General features: G+C 63.9%; 19 protein-coding genes. 12 read left to right on the top strand and 7 right to left on the bottom strand.

Going from position 1 to position 17,254, the window contains the following annotated elements; all coding sequences use genetic code 11:
• The first annotated feature begins 30 nt into the window (after nucleotides 1–30).
• The 7 genes from U5A65_RS34645 to U5A65_RS34615 all read left to right on the top strand — a co-directional run bounded on the left by U5A65_RS34645 (nucleotide 31) and on the right by U5A65_RS34615 (nucleotide 6,039).
• Nucleotides 31–1,554, top strand: a complete 1,524-nt coding sequence (locus U5A65_RS34645) for a fumarate hydratase (protein ID WP_321912380.1) — start codon at nucleotides 31–33, stop codon at nucleotides 1,552–1,554.
• Between the two features lie 203 nt (nucleotides 1,555–1,757).
• Nucleotides 1,758–2,237: a bacterioferritin gene (gene bfr / locus U5A65_RS34640; protein WP_233882110.1), complete on the top strand. Its 480-nt coding sequence runs from the start codon at nucleotides 1,758–1,760 to the stop codon at nucleotides 2,235–2,237.
• A gap of 71 nt (nucleotides 2,238–2,308) precedes the next feature.
• Complete coding sequence (gene murI, locus U5A65_RS34635) at nucleotides 2,309–3,169, top strand: glutamate racemase (RefSeq protein ID WP_321912382.1); 861 nt, start codon at nucleotides 2,309–2,311, stop codon at nucleotides 3,167–3,169.
• A 363-nt stretch (nucleotides 3,170–3,532) separates the two neighbouring features.
• Complete coding sequence (locus U5A65_RS34630; RefSeq protein ID WP_321912384.1) at nucleotides 3,533–3,787, top strand: bacterioferritin-associated ferredoxin; 255 nt, start codon at nucleotides 3,533–3,535, stop codon at nucleotides 3,785–3,787.
• Nucleotides 3,788–4,075: 288 nt separating this feature from the next.
• Entirely contained in the window at nucleotides 4,076–4,807 is a 732-nt protein-coding gene (locus U5A65_RS34625; RefSeq protein WP_321936075.1) for an energy transducer TonB, read from the top strand.
• A 47-nt stretch (nucleotides 4,808–4,854) separates the two neighbouring features.
• A complete protein-coding gene (locus U5A65_RS34620) occupies nucleotides 4,855–5,601 on the top strand; it encodes a MotA/TolQ/ExbB proton channel family protein (protein ID WP_321912387.1) in 747 nt (248 codons plus the stop codon).
• 18 nt (nucleotides 5,602–5,619) lie between these two features.
• Entirely contained in the window at nucleotides 5,620–6,039 is a 420-nt protein-coding gene (locus tag U5A65_RS34615; protein WP_133183537.1) for an ExbD/TolR family protein, read from the top strand.
• Between the two features lie 429 nt (nucleotides 6,040–6,468).
• On the opposite strand, the gene U5A65_RS34610 is transcribed toward U5A65_RS34615, so the two are convergent.
• Nucleotides 6,469–7,509 (bottom strand): LysR family transcriptional regulator, encoded by a 1,041-nt coding sequence (locus U5A65_RS34610; protein WP_321912390.1) that lies wholly within the window; start codon nucleotides 7,507–7,509, stop codon nucleotides 6,469–6,471.
• Nucleotides 7,510–7,630: 121 nt separating this feature from the next.
• Here U5A65_RS34610 and U5A65_RS34605 point away from each other — a divergent pair, with 121 nt between their 5' ends.
• The 4 genes from U5A65_RS34605 to hemP all read left to right on the top strand — a co-directional run bounded on the left by U5A65_RS34605 (nucleotide 7,631) and on the right by hemP (nucleotide 10,009).
• Nucleotides 7,631–8,512, top strand: a complete 882-nt coding sequence (locus tag U5A65_RS34605; RefSeq protein WP_321936076.1) for a pirin family protein — start codon at nucleotides 7,631–7,633, stop codon at nucleotides 8,510–8,512.
• A gap of 136 nt (nucleotides 8,513–8,648) precedes the next feature.
• Nucleotides 8,649–9,047 carry an OsmC family protein gene (locus U5A65_RS34600; protein ID WP_321912394.1) on the top strand — a complete coding sequence of 133 codons (399 nt, stop codon included), beginning with the start codon at nucleotides 8,649–8,651 and terminating at the stop codon, nucleotides 9,045–9,047.
• A gap of 38 nt (nucleotides 9,048–9,085) precedes the next feature.
• Nucleotides 9,086–9,571 carry an SRPBCC family protein gene (locus U5A65_RS34595; protein WP_321912395.1) on the top strand — a complete coding sequence of 162 codons (486 nt, stop codon included), beginning with the start codon at nucleotides 9,086–9,088 and terminating at the stop codon, nucleotides 9,569–9,571.
• A gap of 177 nt (nucleotides 9,572–9,748) precedes the next feature.
• Nucleotides 9,749–10,009, top strand: coding sequence for a hemin uptake protein HemP (gene hemP, locus U5A65_RS34590; protein WP_321912397.1), 261 nt, complete (start codon nucleotides 9,749–9,751; stop codon nucleotides 10,007–10,009).
• Nucleotides 10,010–10,348: 339 nt separating this feature from the next.
• Here the strand turns inward: hemP and U5A65_RS34585 are convergent, their stop codons facing one another.
• From U5A65_RS34585 to uvrB, 6 genes are all read right to left on the bottom strand, one after another.
• Nucleotides 10,349–10,756, bottom strand: a complete 408-nt coding sequence (locus tag U5A65_RS34585) for a GlcG/HbpS family heme-binding protein (protein ID WP_321936077.1) — start codon at nucleotides 10,754–10,756, stop codon at nucleotides 10,349–10,351.
• 141 nt (nucleotides 10,757–10,897) lie between these two features.
• Nucleotides 10,898–12,325: a 4Fe-4S binding protein gene (locus tag U5A65_RS34580; protein ID WP_321949105.1), complete on the bottom strand. Its 1,428-nt coding sequence runs from the start codon at nucleotides 12,323–12,325 to the stop codon at nucleotides 10,898–10,900.
• Complete coding sequence (locus U5A65_RS34575) at nucleotides 12,322–13,167, bottom strand: FTR1 family iron permease (RefSeq protein WP_321912404.1); 846 nt, start codon at nucleotides 13,165–13,167, stop codon at nucleotides 12,322–12,324. The genes U5A65_RS34580 and U5A65_RS34575 overlap by 4 nt, the downstream gene beginning before the upstream one ends.
• Before the next feature lie 52 nt (nucleotides 13,168–13,219).
• The gene (locus tag U5A65_RS34570) at nucleotides 13,220–13,573 is read right to left on the bottom strand and encodes a cupredoxin domain-containing protein (RefSeq protein ID WP_321912406.1); all 354 of its coding nucleotides are present in this window, start codon (nucleotides 13,571–13,573) and stop codon (nucleotides 13,220–13,222) included.
• A gap of 91 nt (nucleotides 13,574–13,664) precedes the next feature.
• A complete protein-coding gene (locus tag U5A65_RS34565; protein WP_201698127.1) occupies nucleotides 13,665–14,213 on the bottom strand; it encodes an iron transporter in 549 nt (182 codons plus the stop codon).
• 295 nt (nucleotides 14,214–14,508) lie between these two features.
• Entirely contained in the window at nucleotides 14,509–16,590 is a 2,082-nt protein-coding gene (uvrB, locus tag U5A65_RS34560) for an excinuclease ABC subunit UvrB (RefSeq protein ID WP_321949104.1), read from the bottom strand.
• A gap of 337 nt (nucleotides 16,591–16,927) precedes the next feature.
• On the opposite strand from uvrB, the gene U5A65_RS34555 reads away from it, so the two are divergent.
• Nucleotides 16,928–17,254 (top strand): aminotransferase class I/II-fold pyridoxal phosphate-dependent enzyme (locus U5A65_RS34555; protein WP_321949103.1); only part of this gene is annotated, 327 nt, incomplete at its 3' end.

The raw sequence follows: 17,254 nt of genomic DNA, 5'->3' as shown, positions 1-17,254 counted from the left end.
TCAAAACACCCGTCCCCACAGAAGCTAGCTATGACCGTCATCAAACAGGAAGACCTCATCCAGAGCATTGCGGATTCGCTGCAATACATCAGCTACTACCATCCGCAGGACTACATCGAGGCACTCGGCCGCGCGTACGAGCTCGAAGAGAGCCCGGCCGCGAAGGACGCGATCGCGCAGATCCTCACGAACAGCCGCATGTGCGCCGAAGGCCGCCGCCCGATCTGCCAGGACACCGGCATCGTCACGATCTTCGTGAAGGTCGGCATGGACGTGCGTTGGGACGGCGCCACGATGGGCGTGACCGACATGATCAACGAAGGCGTGCGCCGCGGTTACCTGAACCCGGACAACGTGCTGCGCGCCTCGATCGTGAGCCCGCCCGAAGGCGGCCGCAAGAACACGAAGGACAACACGCCGGCCGTGATCCACTACGAGATCGTGCCGGGTGACAAGGTCGACGTTCAGGTGGCGGCCAAGGGCGGCGGCTCGGAGAACAAGTCGAAGTTCGTCATGCTCAACCCGTCCGACTCGATCGTGGACTGGGTGCTCAAGACCGTGCCGACGATGGGCGCGGGCTGGTGCCCGCCGGGCATGCTCGGCATCGGCATCGGCGGCACCGCCGAAAAGGCGATGCTGATGGCCAAGGAATCGTTGATGGAATCCATCGACATTCAGGACATCATCAAGCGCGGTCCGAAGGACTGGATCGAAGAACTGCGCGTAGAACTGCACGAGAAGGTCAACGCGCTCGGCATCGGCGCGCAGGGTCTGGGCGGCCTCGCCACCGTGCTCGACGTGAAGATTCACGCGGCTCCCACGCACGCCGCTTCGAAGCCCGTCGCGATGATCCCGAACTGCGCGGCCACGCGCCACGCGCACTTCGTGCTCGACGGCTCGGGCCCGGCCAAGCTCGAAGCGCCCTCGCTCGACGCATGGCCGAAGGTCAACTGGGAACCGAACACGGAAACGAGCAAGCGCGTTGACCTCAACACGCTCACGCCGGAAGAAGTCGCTTCGTGGAAGCCGGGCCAGACGCTCTTGCTCTCGGGCAAGATGCTCACGGGCCGCGACGCCGCGCACAAGCGCATCGCCGACATGCTCGCGAAGGGCGAGAAGCTGCCGGTGGACTTCAAGAACCGCGTGATCTACTACGTTGGCCCGGTCGATCCGGTGCGCGACGAAGTGGTCGGCCCGGCAGGCCCCACCACGGCCACCCGCATGGACAAGTTCACCGAACTGATGCTCTCGCAAACGGGCCTCATCTCGATGGTCGGCAAGGCCGAGCGCGGCCCGGTCGCGATCGAGGCGATCCAGAAGCACAAGGCGGCTTACCTGATGGCGGTGGGCGGCGCGGCTTACCTCGTTTCGAAGGCGATCCGCGGCTCGAAGGTCCTCGCGTTCGAAGACCTCGGCATGGAAGCCATCTACGAGTTCGACGTGCAGGACATGCCGGTGACGGTCGCGGTCGATTCGTCGGGCACCTCGGTCCACAAGACCGGCCCCGCCGAATGGCAAGCAAAGATCGGCAAGATTCCGGTCGCCACGGTTTGATGCTCGCCTGATGCCTGTTTAAAAACCGGGGCCTCGCGCCCCGGTTTTTATTTGCGCCGCGAGAAAGCGTACTGAGATTAATTCTCAGCACACAGTAAATCGCCGATATTTACCGCAATTCAACGTAGATTCGGCCTTGGCTTTTGTGTATTGAGCGTTTATTGTTGGAAACCAGCCACCGCCCCACAAAGAAAGGAAAGACTATGCAAGGCGACAAGAAGGTCATCGAATATCTGAACGCGCAGCTCAAGAACGAGCTCACGGCTATCAATCAGTATTTTCTGCATGCCCGCATGTACAAGCACTGGGGCCTCGAGAAACTCGGCAAGCATGAATATGACGAATCGATCGGCGAAATGAAGCATGCCGACTGGCTCATCGAACGTATTTTCATGCTCGACGGTCTGCCGAACCTGCAAGACCTGCACAAGCTGCTGATTGGTGAAGAAACCAAGGAAATCATCGAGTGCGATTTGAAGCTCGAACAGATTTCGCAGTCCACCTGCAAGGAAGCCATTGTGTATTGCGAATCGGTGCGTGATTTCATTTCGCGCGAAATCTTCGTGAAGATTCTCGACGACACCGAAGAGCATATCGACTGGCTCGAAACGCAACTCGACCTCATCGGTAAGATCGGCATCCAGAATTACCAGCAGTCGGCCATGGGTTCGGTAGAATCCTGATCGCACGCCTCTCGGCTTGCGCGCATCCGTCCGCCTTGCGGATGCGCACCCACCCTTCTGCGCCCATCTCCGTGAACCTACCGGCCTCTTCCCGCGCTGCGCCTGTCGGCATTTTCGACTCCGGTCTCGGCGGCCTTTCGGTGCTTCGCGCCGTGCGCGCGCTGCTGCCCGCGGAACGGCTCGTGTACGTCGCCGACTCGCGCTACGCGCCGTATGGCCAGCGCGACGACGACTTCATTGCCGACCGCACGCTCGCGATCTGCGAATGGCTAGTCGCGCAGGGTGCGAAGGCGCTGGTGGTGGCCTGCAACACGGCCACGGCGCAGTCCATCGCGCTCGTGCGCGAGCGGCTCTCCGTCCCGCTCGTCGGGGTGGAGCCTGGGATCAAGCCGGCGGCGCTGGTTTCGAAATCGCGCGTGGCCGGCGTGCTCGCCACCCAGGTCACGCTGCGCAGCGCACGCTTTCAGGCGCTCGTGGAACGTCACGCCGCCGACCTGCGCGTGCTGTGCCAGCCTGGCCATGGCCTCGTGGAAGCCGTGGAGCGCTGCGACATTAGTTCGGCCGAATTGCTCGCGCTGCTGCGCGCCTACGTCGAGCCCATGCTCGACGCGGGCGCCGACACGCTCGTGCTCGGCTGCACGCACTACCCGTTTCTCGACACCGCGATCCGCTCGATCGTCGGCGAACGCATGACGCTCGTCGACACGAGCGTCGCCATCGCCCGGCAGCTCGAACGCGTGCTCGACCAGCACGGCCTGCGCGCGGGCGGCGAGCCTGCAGGCGCGGGCGCCGACGACATCCGCTTCTGCTCGACGAGCGACGGCGCGCATTTGCATGAGCTGGCCGCCGCGCTGCTGGGGCTCGACGCCAATGTCGAACGCGTGGTCATCCCCTCGCGCCGCACGCGGGAACTCGAAGCGAACGCGGCCTGACGCGCCGGCGCTACACCAGGCGCAATTCCAGAGTTTGCGATTCGCGTTTCGCAGGGTGTTGTCGTTTCAACCCCGTTTCTGCGCGCCTGACTCACCGCCCGCGTACCATCTGGCTCCTGCCTGAAGCCCGCTAGCAAGCTCCATCGCCGCTACCCAAACCTGCGGGGCTAATGCCACGGCTGACCGCTTGCCGGCCCGTTCAGCGCCTTGGCAACCATCCCTCTCTCGTCCGTCATTTCCTGACCCAAAGCAAAACCCCTGCTAAACATCCGGTTTTGTTACAAAAAATCCGTCTACCCGCTTGCCAAACCCAGCAAACATAATGATAATAATTCGCATTAACTCTCTCTATTGCGGTCCATCATGATTGTCTGCGTTTGCAAATCCGTCTCCGACCGGACGATCCGCGCCTCCATCGAGGAAGGCATGGATTCTTTCGACGAGCTGCAGTTCGAGCTCGGCGTCGCGACCTGCTGCGGCAAGTGCGAAGAATCCGTTCGTGACGTGATGGCGCAAAGCGGTGTTTGCGCGAGCCGCTGCGGGGTGACGCATCCGGTCGCCCCCGCCGTAGTCCCTCATGCGGTTCCGCTCACGTTTTACGAGCGCAAGGCTGCCTGAAGCCATGGCGCGCATCCAGCCACCGATGCGCGCCCGCCCCGTCCGCCCGCTTAGCCAAAGGCGCCTCGCGTGCCAGGCGCCGCGGACGTCAAATCGCCGCCGACAGCAAGCCCGTCTCCCGACCAGCCAGCTACCGCTCGTGACCCTCAAAGGAGGTCGTGATGGAATTGCTGATCGGATTCGTAACGACGCTGTGCATCTCGCTGTTGATCTTTCGCAAATAAAGCTGCCCGACACGACGCGCCGGTTCGCCTGCGCGCCGCTGTCCGCATGGCAGCCACGCTAAACATGCAGGCTTTCCAAACCACCGCTGGCACGCTGCCGTCTTCCACTGTTCACGTCAATCGCCGTGTCGTCACGGCGAGCGCGATCGTGGTCGCGCTGCATGCCGCGCTCATCGGCGTCGTGCTGATGAAGCGCGAACCCGTGACGCCCGTCGCACTCCAGTCGCAAACGATGACGGCCGAACTGCTCAAGCCCGAGCCGGTCGCCGCCCCCGCTGCGATTCAGTCCACGCCCACGCCGCCACCGCCCAAGCCGGTCCCGCACGTGACGCGCGAAAAGCCGAAGGTGCAGCCCAAGCCCAAGCCGACTCCGCTGCCCGTGGCCGAAGCGCCCTCGCAGCACGCGATCGAGTCGGCCGCGCCTAGCGCGCCAACGCCGCCGGCTCCCACGCCGCCCGCGCCCGCACCGCAAGCCGCCGCGGCCACCGACGCCAAGCCGACCATGGCGCTTTCGGCGCCCAAGAACGTATCGCACCTCGACTGCCGCATCGTGCAGCCCGACTATCCGACGCTCTCGCGCCGGCGCGGCGAAACGGGCACGGCCTTCGTGCACTTCGTCGTGGGCCTCACCGGCAAGATCGAGAACATCGAGCTGAAGAAGTCGAGCGGCTCCGCCCGCCTCGACGACGCCGCGCTCGACGCGATGCGCCAAAGCTCGTGCAAGCCGTACCTGGAAAACGGCGAAGCCGTGCGCGCGGCCTACACGCAACCCTTCGAGTTCAGCCTGAACGATTGACCGGCTGAAGTCACACGCTTTCATGAATTGAATAAAGAGGACTAACAATGCAGAACTACGGTATCGCCCACGTCTGGGCGCAAGGGGATTTCGTGACGCGCGGCATCGCGCTCGCGCTGTTGATCATGTCGGTGCTGTCGTGGTGCGTGATCGTCGTGAAGGGCTGGAACGTCGCGCGACTCAAGCGCCTCACGAAGAACGCCGAGCAGCAGTTCTGGCACTCGGACGATCTCGCCGACGGCGTGAAGAAACTCGGCAGCGGCTCGCCTGAAGACAACCCGTTCCTCGCGCTCGCGCTGTCGGGCCAGGAAGCCGCCGATCATCATCACCAGACGCAGCCGCATCTGCACGACCGCATGGACGTGTCGGACTGGGTCACCCGCTGCCTTAAGGACACCATGGACGAGTCGGTCGCGAAGATGCAAAGCGGCCTCGCCATTCTTGCCTCGATCGGCAGCACGGCGCCGTTCGTCGGCCTGTTCGGCACGGTGTGGGGCATCTATCACGCACTGCTTACGATTGGCGCAACGGGCCAAACCTCGATCGACGCCGTGGCCGGCCCCGTGGGTGAAGCGCTCATCATGACCGCGTTCGGCCTGTTCGTCGCCATTCCCGCCGTGCTGGGCTACAACGCCCTCACCCGCGCCAACAAGGCAATCGTCTCGAAGCTCAACCGCTTCGCGCACGGCCTGCATGCCTTCTTCGTGACGGGCGCGCGCCTCTCCTCGACGGCCCGTGGCCAGTCGAAGGAAGGCAACACGGGCAACCTGCGTGTCGCTGCGCGCAGCCATTAAAGAGCGGAGGCAAGCATCATGGCGATGAGCCCCTTTGCCAGCGACGACGACGATGGCCTGATGAACGAAATCAACATGACGCCGCTCGTCGACGTCATGTTGGTTCTCCTGATCGTTTTCATGGTGACGATTCCCGTGATTCGTCACGCCGTGAAGATCGACCTGCCGCACGCGAGCAGTCAGAAGGAAGACACGAAGCCCGCGCAGATCAATATCTCGATCGAAGCGGACGGCACGGTGCTGTGGGACGGCACGCAAGTGGACGACGCAGCGCTGAACCAGAAGATCGCGGCCGCGGCGCAAACCACGCCGCAGCCGGAACTGCATTTGAACGCGGACCGCAAGGTGCAATACGAACGCGTTGCACAGGTGATGTCCGCGGCGCAGAGCGGCGGCCTCACGAAGCTTGGCTTCGTCACCGACCCGGCGCATCACTAAGCGGCTCGCTGCGTGCATCGGTACGCGCAGCACGCTTAATTCAGCGGTACAAAGTAAAAGGCCTTCATCGTCAGATGAAGGCCTTTTTTCGTGCGCACGCGGCGCATTCGGGCGGTGGCGGCGACTCCCCGACAATCGATCGGTTCACACCGGCACATGCGACTGCCGTGGGCAACACGGACTGCGCTTTCGGCCCTGAAGGCCCACTATGATAGCGGCCATCAATTCCCGCTCAAGACCGGTGCTTGGCGAGAAGGACTTCAATATATTCCTCTCGCTTCACGCCTACAAGAGTTAGGCCATTGAATGTAGCGATGGCTGGTCACGCTTGAATGCCTAAAAACAAATGGCGCTATACGTAATGCACGAATGCACTGCGCAGCAAGCCAAGCTTCATACAAGCGCACGCGCGTGCACGTTCGCAAAGCTTCATGCCGTTTCGATCTTGCTGGCGCTCTTTGTGCGTGGCAGCCCAACCTGCGCGCTCGGTGTGCTCTGCCCTTCTGCCTTCGCTGCAAGCGCGGCAACGTCGCTTCTGAGCGGACACTCCTGCTGCAAGCTCTTATCGGCATCGAGCACTTCCACGAGGTAATCGACGAAGGCGCGCACGGCGGGAACCATACCCTGACGCGAGAGGAATACCGCATAGAGTTGCGGCACCGGCAACGTCCAGCCCGGCATCACGGGCGAGAGCTTGCCCGTGCGCAGCGCGGCGCCATACATCATCTCCGGCAATGCAGCGATGCCAAGGCCTTGCAAGGCGGCCTCACGGATCGTCGTGAGATCCGCGGTGATGAGGCGCGGCTCGTGTTCGTGTGAATGACGCGTGCCATCGGGTGCGATGAGCTGGAACACGTGGCGCCCGTCGCCCGTGGGTGTATCGAGCGTTTCGAAGCGCGAAAGGTCCTCGGGGGTGAGCGGCGGCGCGTTCTGCGAGAGCAGGCTCGGCGCACCCACCAGCATCTGCTCGGTGCGCCACAGCGGCCGCACCACGATATTGGCGTTCTGCGGCGGCTCGGAGCGCACGCGCAGCGCGATATCCACGGAATCTTCGAACAGGTCGATCACGCGGTTCGTCACGCGCATCACCACCCGCACCTCGGGGTAGCGATGCATGAATTCAGGAATCACCTGCGAAAAGATGGTCTGCGAAAGCGTGACGGGCACACTCACGCGCACCGTGCCGCGCGGCGACGAGCGCAGCGACTGAACGACGTTCACCGCGGCCTGCGCTTCGGCGAGCATCGCACGGCAATGCTCGTAGAAGAGTTCGCCCGCCTCCGTCAGCGCGAGCTTGCGCGTGGAGCGCTGCAACAGGCGCACGCCGAGCGAGGCCTCGAGTTCGCTCACCCGTCGCGACAGACGCGACTTCGAGATGCCAAGCACGCGTTCGGCGGCGGAAAAGCCGCCATGCTCGATCACCTGCGAGAAGTACATCAGGTCGTTGAGGTTATGCGAATCGATTTTCATGTCGTCGTTCCAGCGATGGGACAATCCATTGCGATGAGGCCGTAAAACAGGCCAAATTGGGTACCTATAATAGCGGTTTGTTTCGCATATAACGCAATTCCCACAATTCGAGGTGAGATCCATGACCACGACCCGCACGATCGAACGCGTTTATCCCGCAGTTCGCACCACCGAGGGTGGCGGATTCATCGTCCATCGGCCGTTCCCGACCCGCCAGCTGATGGACTTCGATCCGTTCCTGCTGCTCGACGAGATGGGCCCCGTTGATTACGCGCCCGGCGAGGCCAAGGGCGCGCCCGACCACCCGCACCGCGGCTTCGAAACCGTCACTTACATGGTCGAGGGCCGCTTCGGCCATAAGGACTCGGCGGGCCACTCGGGCACGCTGCGCCCCGGCGACGTGCAATGGATGACGGCCGGCGCAGGCGTGATCCACAGCGAAATGCCCGACCCCGAATTCACGCGCACGGGCGGCCGCATGCATGGTCTGCAGCTGTGGGTGAACCTGCCCGCGCGCGACAAAATGATGGCGCCGCGCTACCAGGAACTGCCCACGGAGCAAATTCCGGTGGGCCGCTCGAAGGACGGCAAGGTCTCGGTGAAGGTCATTGCCGGCGAAGCGCTCGGTGCAAAGGCCGCAATCGAAACGCGCACGCCGATTCTCTACCAGCACTTCACGCTCGCGCCCGGCGCGCGCGTGGAGCAGCCGGTGCCGAGCGAATACCGCGTGTTTGCATACGGGCTCTCGGGCACCGGTCTGTACGGCCCGCAGGGGCAAGCCATCGATGCCCAGCAGATGGTGACGTTCGCGAGCGACGGCGACACCGTCACGATCGCCGCTCCGGCCGACGCGAGCGCGCCGCTCGAGGTGCTGCTGATCGGCGGCGTGCCGCTGAACGAACCGGTCGTGCGCTATGGCCCGTTCGTGATGAACACGGAGCAGGAGATCCGCCAGGCCGTGCTCGACTATCAGGCCGGGCGCATGGGACGCATCGCTCACTGAAACCGGGGCGAGCGCCGCAGCGGGTTCTGTCGCATCGCCACAGGCACGCCCGCTTTCCGTCACAATAAGGTTTCCGGAGCGCGCACCGCTGGTCGCGCGCCCGTCCCTCTTTAACCGTCCCGCCCGCGAGGAGCGCATGGCCGAACCCGCAGTCACCGCACACATTGGCTCGACGAACTATCAGGTCCAGTTCGACGACGGCACCCACACCTGGATCGCGGACGAACCCGCCTCGCTCGGCGGCGGCGACCGCGGACCGTCGCCCTTCTCGCTCTTGCTCTCGAGCCTTGGCGCCTGCACTTCCATCACGCTGAAGATGTACGCGCAGCGCAAGGAGTGGCCGCTCGAAGGCGTACGCGTGAAGCTCACGATGGAAACCGGCAGCGAAGGCACCAGGATCGACCGCCAGATCGCGCTCGAAGGCGCACTCACCGAAGAGCAGCGCGAGCGCCTGCTGCAGATCGCCAACGCCTGCCCGGTCCACAAGGTGCTCACGAACACGATCGCGATCCGCACGGGCCTCGTCGTCGCTTGAGCGGCGGCGCAAGGACACAAACACAGGAAGGCGCCGCCTTGAATTTCGAACACCTCATCCAGATCAACGATCCGCTGAACCCGCTCGTCGAGGCCATGACGCGCGAGCAGCTGTGGGAAGGGCTGGTGCTGCGCGCCGAGCAGCCGCAGCTCTTCGTGATCGGGCTCGACAGCTGCACGATCCTCTCGCGCACCGAGAGCACGATGGAGCGCGAGCTGCACTATGGCCACGCCACGGTGCGCGACCGCGTCACGCTCACACCCAACGAGAGCGTGCGCTACGACATCATGGCAACGCCCGAGTACGTGGGCGGCTCGCTCACGATGACGATCGAGCAGCCCGATCCGCTGCAGCTCTTTCTGCGCTTCGAGTACCGCACGACGCTGCCGACCGCCGACACCGAGGACGATCGCCAGACCTCCGAGATCGTGAAGTCGGCTTATCGCGAGTCGGATATCGACACCGTGCGGCTCATCCGCCAGTTCGTGCAGGGCGACGGCAACGCGCCGAACGCGCTGCACTGAAGGCTCCCGGCGTTTGTCAAACCGCCCTGTGCGGGATGGCAAACGCCGATTCATGACACAACGCCCGCTTCGGCTCAGGCTATCGGTGTTCGATTTCGATGAATATCTCGTAGTTGTAAATGTGAACGATTATCATTTAGAATCATTCCATCGAATCGAGACAAAGACGTCACGTTCATGACCGAACTGAACCGCACCTCCACGCTAAGCTTGCGCCGCAACGGCAGCTCGGCACTGACCAGCGCACGGCCCAAACCTGCCGTCGCTCAGCCGAAGCCGCGCAAGATCGCCGAAACGGCGGCCGCCGCGCCAGGCGACGAGCGCAAGCTGGATAGCGCGGCGCTGCTGCAAGGCCGCAGCCATGTGAGCATCATGCACAACGGCGAGACGTATCAGCTGCGGGCCACCCGGCTCGGCAAGCTGATCCTGACGAAATAGGAAACCGCAAGGTTTCAACCGGGTATTGTGGGGACCGCCTCCTCTGAGAGGCGTTGGGGCATTAGCCAGCAACGACGGCTTGCACGCGAGATCTAGACCCCTTCGTGCAGACATCCTTCAAGCTTCAAGCCAGCCGTCGAAGCAAGCCACGCCATTTTTTTGTTCTCACAGCTGTGTCGATCCGGAGTTGGCGCTTTAGCGCGTACTCCGGTCCCATGCAAAGCACGGAGTGGCGCGCGAAGCGTGAGCCGCCCGAGGCTATGCACCCCGAGCAAAAGCCGCGGCACGAGTCCGCGGCTTTTGTTTTTCTGGCGCCGCTACGCGCGGCGATGGATGCGCTTACTCGACCCCAAGCGCCACAATGCCAGCACGCGCAATAGCCGCATCCTGATCGGACTTCACGCCCGACACCCCTACCGCGCCAATGACATCGCCGTTCACGATCACGGGCACGCCGCCTTCCAGCATGCCGGTGAGCGGCGCGCTGAGAAACGCCGTGCGGCCCTGCTTGATGACGTCCTCGTAGACCTTGCTCTCGCGGCGCCCTAGCGCGGCGGTGCGGGCCTTGGCTACGGCGATCTCCGAGGTAATGGGCGAGGCGGCGTCGAGCCGGCGTAGATACAGCAGATGGCCGCCATCATCGACGATGGCAATCGTCACGATCCATTCATTCGCGCGGGCGTGCGCAACGGCTGCGTCGGCTACCCGGATCACGTCTTCGTCGGTCAGTACTGCTCGCGTTCGCATGCGTCTCTCCGAAAAGTCAAAAACCGGGTTTGGCAAGATAGCCAACCCGGTCTTTGAGAGTAACCCAGACTTGTGCCGCGACGCGCTGATGCCTCGTATGTCGGCTATATCAGCAGCAGACGAAGAAACGTCGACGCGCGCTCAGCGCACCCAGCCCCAGAACATGAGCCACCACGCGCTGTCCACCACGGCGAGCGCGAGCGCGAAGCCCGCGAACGCCAGCGCGCGCTGCCAGAACCGCGAGCTGTAGCGGCCCGTCACACGCCAGGCGAGCCAGGCGCTCCAGAGATTCGTGATGACGAGAATCGCAATGCGCACCTCGGCGGCCCAGTCTAGCGGCACGTGCTCGGCGCGCAGAAGCGAGAGCGTCGTGGCCGAGAGGCCGAGGAACACGCCCGCGCCCGCCAGAGGAATCAGCGACTGCGCGAAGTGATGCAGGCGCCGCATCTCGAAACGCCCGAGCACTGCCGTCGAGCCCGCGAGGATCACGAGCAGCGCCGTGCCATACACGAGCGCCGTGGCGACGATATAGCCCACGATCATCGAGCCGTCGAGCCACGAGAACACGTCGTTCTGCTCCGGGTAATGCGTGAGCAGGAACCACGGCGCGTTCGTGTCGAGCGGCCAGGTGATGTCGCGGTCGATGAGCCAGCCGGCGAGCCATTGCTTGATGCCGATAAACCACGGCGAGCCCGTCCAGTGGAACGCGCCGATCGCCACACCGAGCAGGCCGTAGAGAATCAGCGCGGTGTCCCACGGGTTCGCCTGGCTGTCGCCCAGCTCGACCACTTCTTCCCCGGGCGAGCGCCACGAGAGCGCAATGGCGTCGCGATGGCCGCTGCAGCGTCCGCACATGTGGCACTGCGCGGCGCCCTTCATGTTGCGCAGCGGCACGAGCGGCGCGCAGTTCACGGGAATCACACGATGCCCGCCGTGCTCGCCGTGCGTGTAGGAGTTGCGCCAGGCGTCTTCGTCGACCTTGAAGCGAAACGGCGCGAGACGCGCGAGAAGCGCAAAAACCCCGTTCACGGGGCAGAGATACTTGCACCAGACGCGCTTCTCGCGCCCGTACAGAAAACCGATCACCATCGCGCCGAGCGTCGAGCCGCCCAGCACCAGCAGCACTGCCTTCGGGTACTGGTAGACGCTCACCATCTGACCGTAGATCGTGGTGAGGCCAAAGGCCACGAAAGGCCAGCCGCCCCAGCGCATCCAGCGCGGAATCGCGCGGCCGCGTCCGAACTTGCTGGCGAACTCGGTGAGCGCGCCTTCGGGGCAAAGCACGCCGCACCACACGCGGCCGAGCATCACCATCGAGAGCAGCACGAACGGCCACCAGATGCCCCAGAACACGAACTGCGCCGCGAGCGTGAGGTTGTTCCACAGGTGCGCCGTGTCTCCGGGCAGCGGCATCGCCGCCGGCACGAGAATCAGGAATGCGTAGACGGCAACGACGACCCACTGCACGGCGCGGATCGCCGCGCCGTGACGTTGCATCCACTGGCCCGCCTGGGCGAGCTTGCCAGGGCGCCCGTTTGGCTGCGTCGGGCGAGCGGATGCACAACTCATGCTGCCTTCCTCTTCGCAACCACGCCCGCGCGGCCGGTCGCGCGCCGCACGAGGAACCACACCACGAGCCAGTACACGGCATAGGCGACCAGGTTCATGAGCGCCGGATGCGCGCGGTAGCCCGTGAGCGTCGCGACGAGCGAGCCGAAGGTGCTCGAGTCGTCGAGGATCGCCGAGGAGTTCCACACCTGGTCGACGATGGTCGGCAGGATTTCCTTGTCGATCAGCTTGTCTACGCCGGTCTGGAACAGGCCCGCGCCGAGGAACAGCAGCATGATCTCGGTGATGCGGAAGAAGTGCCGCCACGAGAAGATCTTGCCGCCCAGCTGAAGCAGATAGAACGTGAGGAACGCCAGCGCGAGGCCGATCAGCACTGCGAGATACTGGCTCGCGTCCACATGGCCCGACTGACCGAAGCCGAGGCCGTAGAGAAAGATCACCGTCTCGCTGCCTTCACGCGCGATGGCCAGCGCGACGAGAATCGTCACGCCCCACCAGTTCGCGTCGCGCGTGCTCTTTTCCAGCGACTCTTCCATCTCGCGCTTGAGCGTGCGGCCGTGGCGTTTCATCCACAGCACCATCTGCACGATCAGCACGCACGCCACCAGCACCATGCCGGTCTGGAAGTAGTCCTGCGCGTCGCCCGACAGCACTTCGGTGAAGCCGACCAGCGCCGCGCCGAGCGCGACGGCGGCAACGATGCCGAGCGCCACGCCGCCCCACAGGTACGGCACGCCGCGCCGCGCATCGGCGTCGCCGTTTTTCAGCCACGCATAAAGAATCCCGACGACGAGCAGCGCTTCGACGCTCTCCCGCCACACGATGAACATCACCTGACCCATTCAACACCTCCCGCTACCGGCGCTACACGCCAGCGGCCTTACTTCGCTACGCTTATTTCGCGACGATCACGCCCTGCGCCTGCTGGTGGAAATCGTCGAAGAACTTGTACTCGCCCGGATCGAGCGGCGCGATCACAACGAAGGAATCCGCGCCGGGCGCCAGCACCTTTTCCTTGCGCAACTGAACGCTCTCGAACTCCGCGGCGCCCTTGCCCGTATTGCGCACCTCGATCTTGATGCGCTTGCCCGCCGGCACTTCGATGCGCGCCGGGTTGAGCTTGCCGTCGTTCATTTCGAGCTTGAACGTGGGCAGATCTTCGGCGTGCGCGATCGTGGCCACGCCCGCGAGCGACACCGCAAAAGACGCGCTGAGCGCGAGCGCCGCAAACTTCCGCTTTCCAGTCATGGGTTTTACCTGCTCCTTGCTGCCATTCATGCGGCGGCGCTGGACGAGATACGCGCCGCCGCTCGCACTGCCGGGTGACACTAACTACGACTTAGTAACCGCCCTTCTTGCCGATGCCCGCGAACGGGAAATCGTATTCCAGCGTGATCGGCTTGAACCACGGGCCCACGCCCGTTTCCTTGTCGACGTGACGGCCGAACGCCATGTGGCCCGTCTGCATCGGCGCCTCGACGATCAGCTTGAGGTGGTACTTGCCGGGGCCGGCGAGCTTCACGTTGTCGCCGTAGTGCGGGCCGTCGTTGGCGACCATCGGCATCAGGTCGCCCTTTTGCACGTAGCTCGAACCCGGCTTGGTGAGTTCGTAGTGAACCTGCAGATACGGCATCCAGTCGCCTTCGGCGAAGCCGGTCGGGTTGTTCTTGACCGCGTGGATGTCCGATTCGAGGTGAATGTCGGAATCCGAGGCCTTGCGCATCATGCCTTCCGGCTCCATCGTGATCGGCTGCAGATAGACCGCGCCAATTTCCATGCCGCCCTGGATTGCCTGCTTGCCGATCGGGTATTCCGCCGCGTTGGCCGCAAACGCCGCCGTGGCGGCCGCGATGACGGCAGTGCCGCGCAAGAGAGAGTGAATCCGCATCGAAACTCCTGGTTTTTATATATGAGGGTTACATCCGACCTACGTTCGCTGCGTCCATGTAATAACGCTAATGCGAACAATTCTCAATAATGGCGAAGTTTAACACCGATGCAGATGAGGGACAAATTCGGAGGCGCGGAAAACCCAACCGCGACAGGGTTTTAGCAGCGATTTGTTAACAGGGGCTTACGGCGGCTAGCGGCCCGGTTGCAGCGTCGGGATCTGACGAAAGGCATTCGAATGGAACAGGCAGGGTGCGGCGCAAAGCCGCCCCACCCGCCTCGTGGCCCGATGCTCAGATCGGATGGTCGCCCACGTTCGCCCCGAACACGCGCTGGCGCAGCACCGCGAGTTGATCGCGCGTCTGGGCAGCCTTCTCGAATTCGAGGTTCTTCGCGTAGTCCATCATCTGCTTTTCGAGCTTCTTGATTTCCTTGGCGATCTGCTTCTCGGACATGTCCTCGAACTTCGCGCGCTCCTGCTCCTCGCGCAGCTCGGCGCGGGCTTCATCGACGTTGTAGACGCCGTCGATGATGTCCTTGATGCGCTTGACCACGCCGCGCGGCACGATGCCGTTCTCTTCGTTGAAGTGGATCTGCTTGGCGCGGCGGCGCTCGGTTTCGTCGATCGCTCGGCGCATCGAGTCGGTAATGCGGTCGCCATAGAGAATGGCCTTGCCGTTCACGTTGCGCGCGGCACGCCCGATCGTCTGGATGAGTGAGCGCTCGGCGCGCAGGAAGCCTTCCTTGTCGGCGTCGAGAATCGCCACGAGCGAGACCTCGGGAATGTCGAGGCCCTCGCGCAGCAGGTTGATGCCCACGAGCACGTCGAAAGTGCCCAGACGCAGGTCGCGGATGATCTCCACGCGCTCGACCGTATCGATGTCGCTATGCAGGTAGCGCACCTTCACGCCGTGGTCCGAGAGAAACTCGGTGAGCTGCTCGGCCATGCGCTTGGTGAGCGTCGTGACGAGCACGCGCTCGCCCACGGCCACGCGCTCGTTGATCTCGCCGAGCACGTCGTCGACCTGCGTCGATGCGGGCCGCACCTCGATCACCGGGTCGACGAGGCCCGTGGGCCGCACGACCTGTTCCGCGATCTGACCCGTCACCTTCTTCTCGTAGTCGGCGGGCGTGGCCGAAACGAACACGACCTGGCGCATCTTGCGCTCGAACTCGTTGAACTTGAGCGGCCGGTTGTCGAGCGCAGAAGGCAGCCGGAAGCCGTAATCGACGAGATTTTCCTTGCGCGCGCGGTCGCCGTTGTACATGCCGTTGAACTGGCCGATCAGCACGTGCGACTCGTCGAGGAACATCATGGCGTCGGTCGGCAGGTAATCGACGAGCGTGGGCGGCGGCTCGCCGGGCAGCGCGCCCGAAAAGTGCCGCGAATAGTTCTCGATGCCCTTGCAGAAGCCCAGCTCCTGAAGCATTTCCAGGTCGAAGCGCGTGCGCTGCTCGAGGCGCTGCGCCTCCACGAGCTTGCCTTCCGTATGGAAGAACTCGAGGCGCTCGCGCAATTCGGACTTGATGGTTTCAACGGCGCGCAGCACGGTCTCGCGCGGCGTCACATAGTGCGACGACGGATAGACGGTAAAGCGCGGAATCTTCTGGCGCACGCGGCCCGTGAGCGGATCGAAGAGCTGCAGCGTTTCCACTTCGTCGTCGAACAGTTCCACGCGCACGGCCATTTCGGCGTGTTCGGCCGGGAAAATGTCGATGGTGTCGCCGCGCACGCGGAACGTGCCGCGCTGGAAGTCCTGCTCGTTGCGCGTGTATTGCATGGCGATCAGGCGCGCGATGACGTCGCGCTGGCCGAGACGGTCGCCGTGGCGCAGCGTGAGAATCATCTGGTGGTACTCGGACGGATTGCCGATACCGTAGATTGCCGAAACCGTCGCAACGATCACCACGTCGCGCCGCTCCATCAGGCTCTTGGTGGCCGAAAGCCGCATCTGCTCGATGTGCTCGTTGATCGACGAATCCTTCTCGATGAAGAGATCGCGCTGCGGCACATAGGCTTCCGGCTGGTAGTAGTCGTAGTACGAGACGAAGTACTCGACGGCATTGCGCGGGAAGAACTCGCGGAACTCGGCGTAGAGCTGCGCGGCGAGCGTCTTGTTCGGCGCGAACACGATGGCCGGGCGGCCCAGGCGCGCGATGGTGTTCGCCATCGTGTAGGTCTTGCCCGAGCCCGTCACGCCAAGCAGCGTCTGGAACGAGAGGCCGTCCTCCACGCCTTCCACGAGTGTTTCGATGGCCGTCGGCTGGTCGCCGGCCGGCGGGTACGGCTGGTAGAGCTGGAACGGCGAGCCTTCGTACTGGACGAATTTCGACTCGTCGAGCGCGGGCGCGTCGGCGACGGTGTGGTCGGACATGGGGGGCATCCTGTGCGCGGAGCAAACAACTATTCTAGCGTCTTGCCGAATCTTGCCGATGGGCAAGCCTGGGGCGAGACGAGGCGGGGTCAGCCATACATGGGGCGCAACGGCAGTAGTGCAAGGCCCGCGCGTCGCGGCCACGGCGAGCGCCCAGGCAGACGCCCAAGCGGGCGCGCGCCAGAAATCGCCCAATCGTGCCGGAAATAGCCCTGAAAGCGGCGCGGAGAATGGCAAATCCGCGGAAATCCGGCTTGAGGATTCGTTACAATAGCGAGTTCCGTGGCCGGTGCAGCATGCGGCCCAACCGATCTTCCTTCACTTTTGCCGAACGATCATGTCCCTCTTTTCCGCTGTCGAACTCGCCCCCCGCGACCCGATCCTGGGTCTGAACGAAGCCTATAACGCCGATGCGCGCGCGACCAAGGTGAACCTCGGTGTGGGCGTGTACACCAACGAAGAAGGCAAGATCCCGCTGCTGCGCGCGGTGCGCGAAGCCGAAAAGGCGCGTGTGGAAGCCGGTCTGCCGCGCGGCTATCTGCCGATCGAAGGTCTCGGCGCATATGACGCCGCCGTGCAAAAACTGCTGCTCGGCGACGATTCGCCGCTGATCGCCGCGGGCCGCGTCGTGACGGCGCAGGCGCTGGGCGGCACGGGGGCGCTT

Source organism: Paraburkholderia sp. J10-1 (assembly GCF_905220165.1).
Classification (GTDB): domain Bacteria; phylum Pseudomonadota; class Gammaproteobacteria; order Burkholderiales; family Burkholderiaceae; genus Paraburkholderia.
Note: the sequence above shows the minus strand (reverse complement) of the source record. Positions and strands in the feature narration are given on the sequence as shown.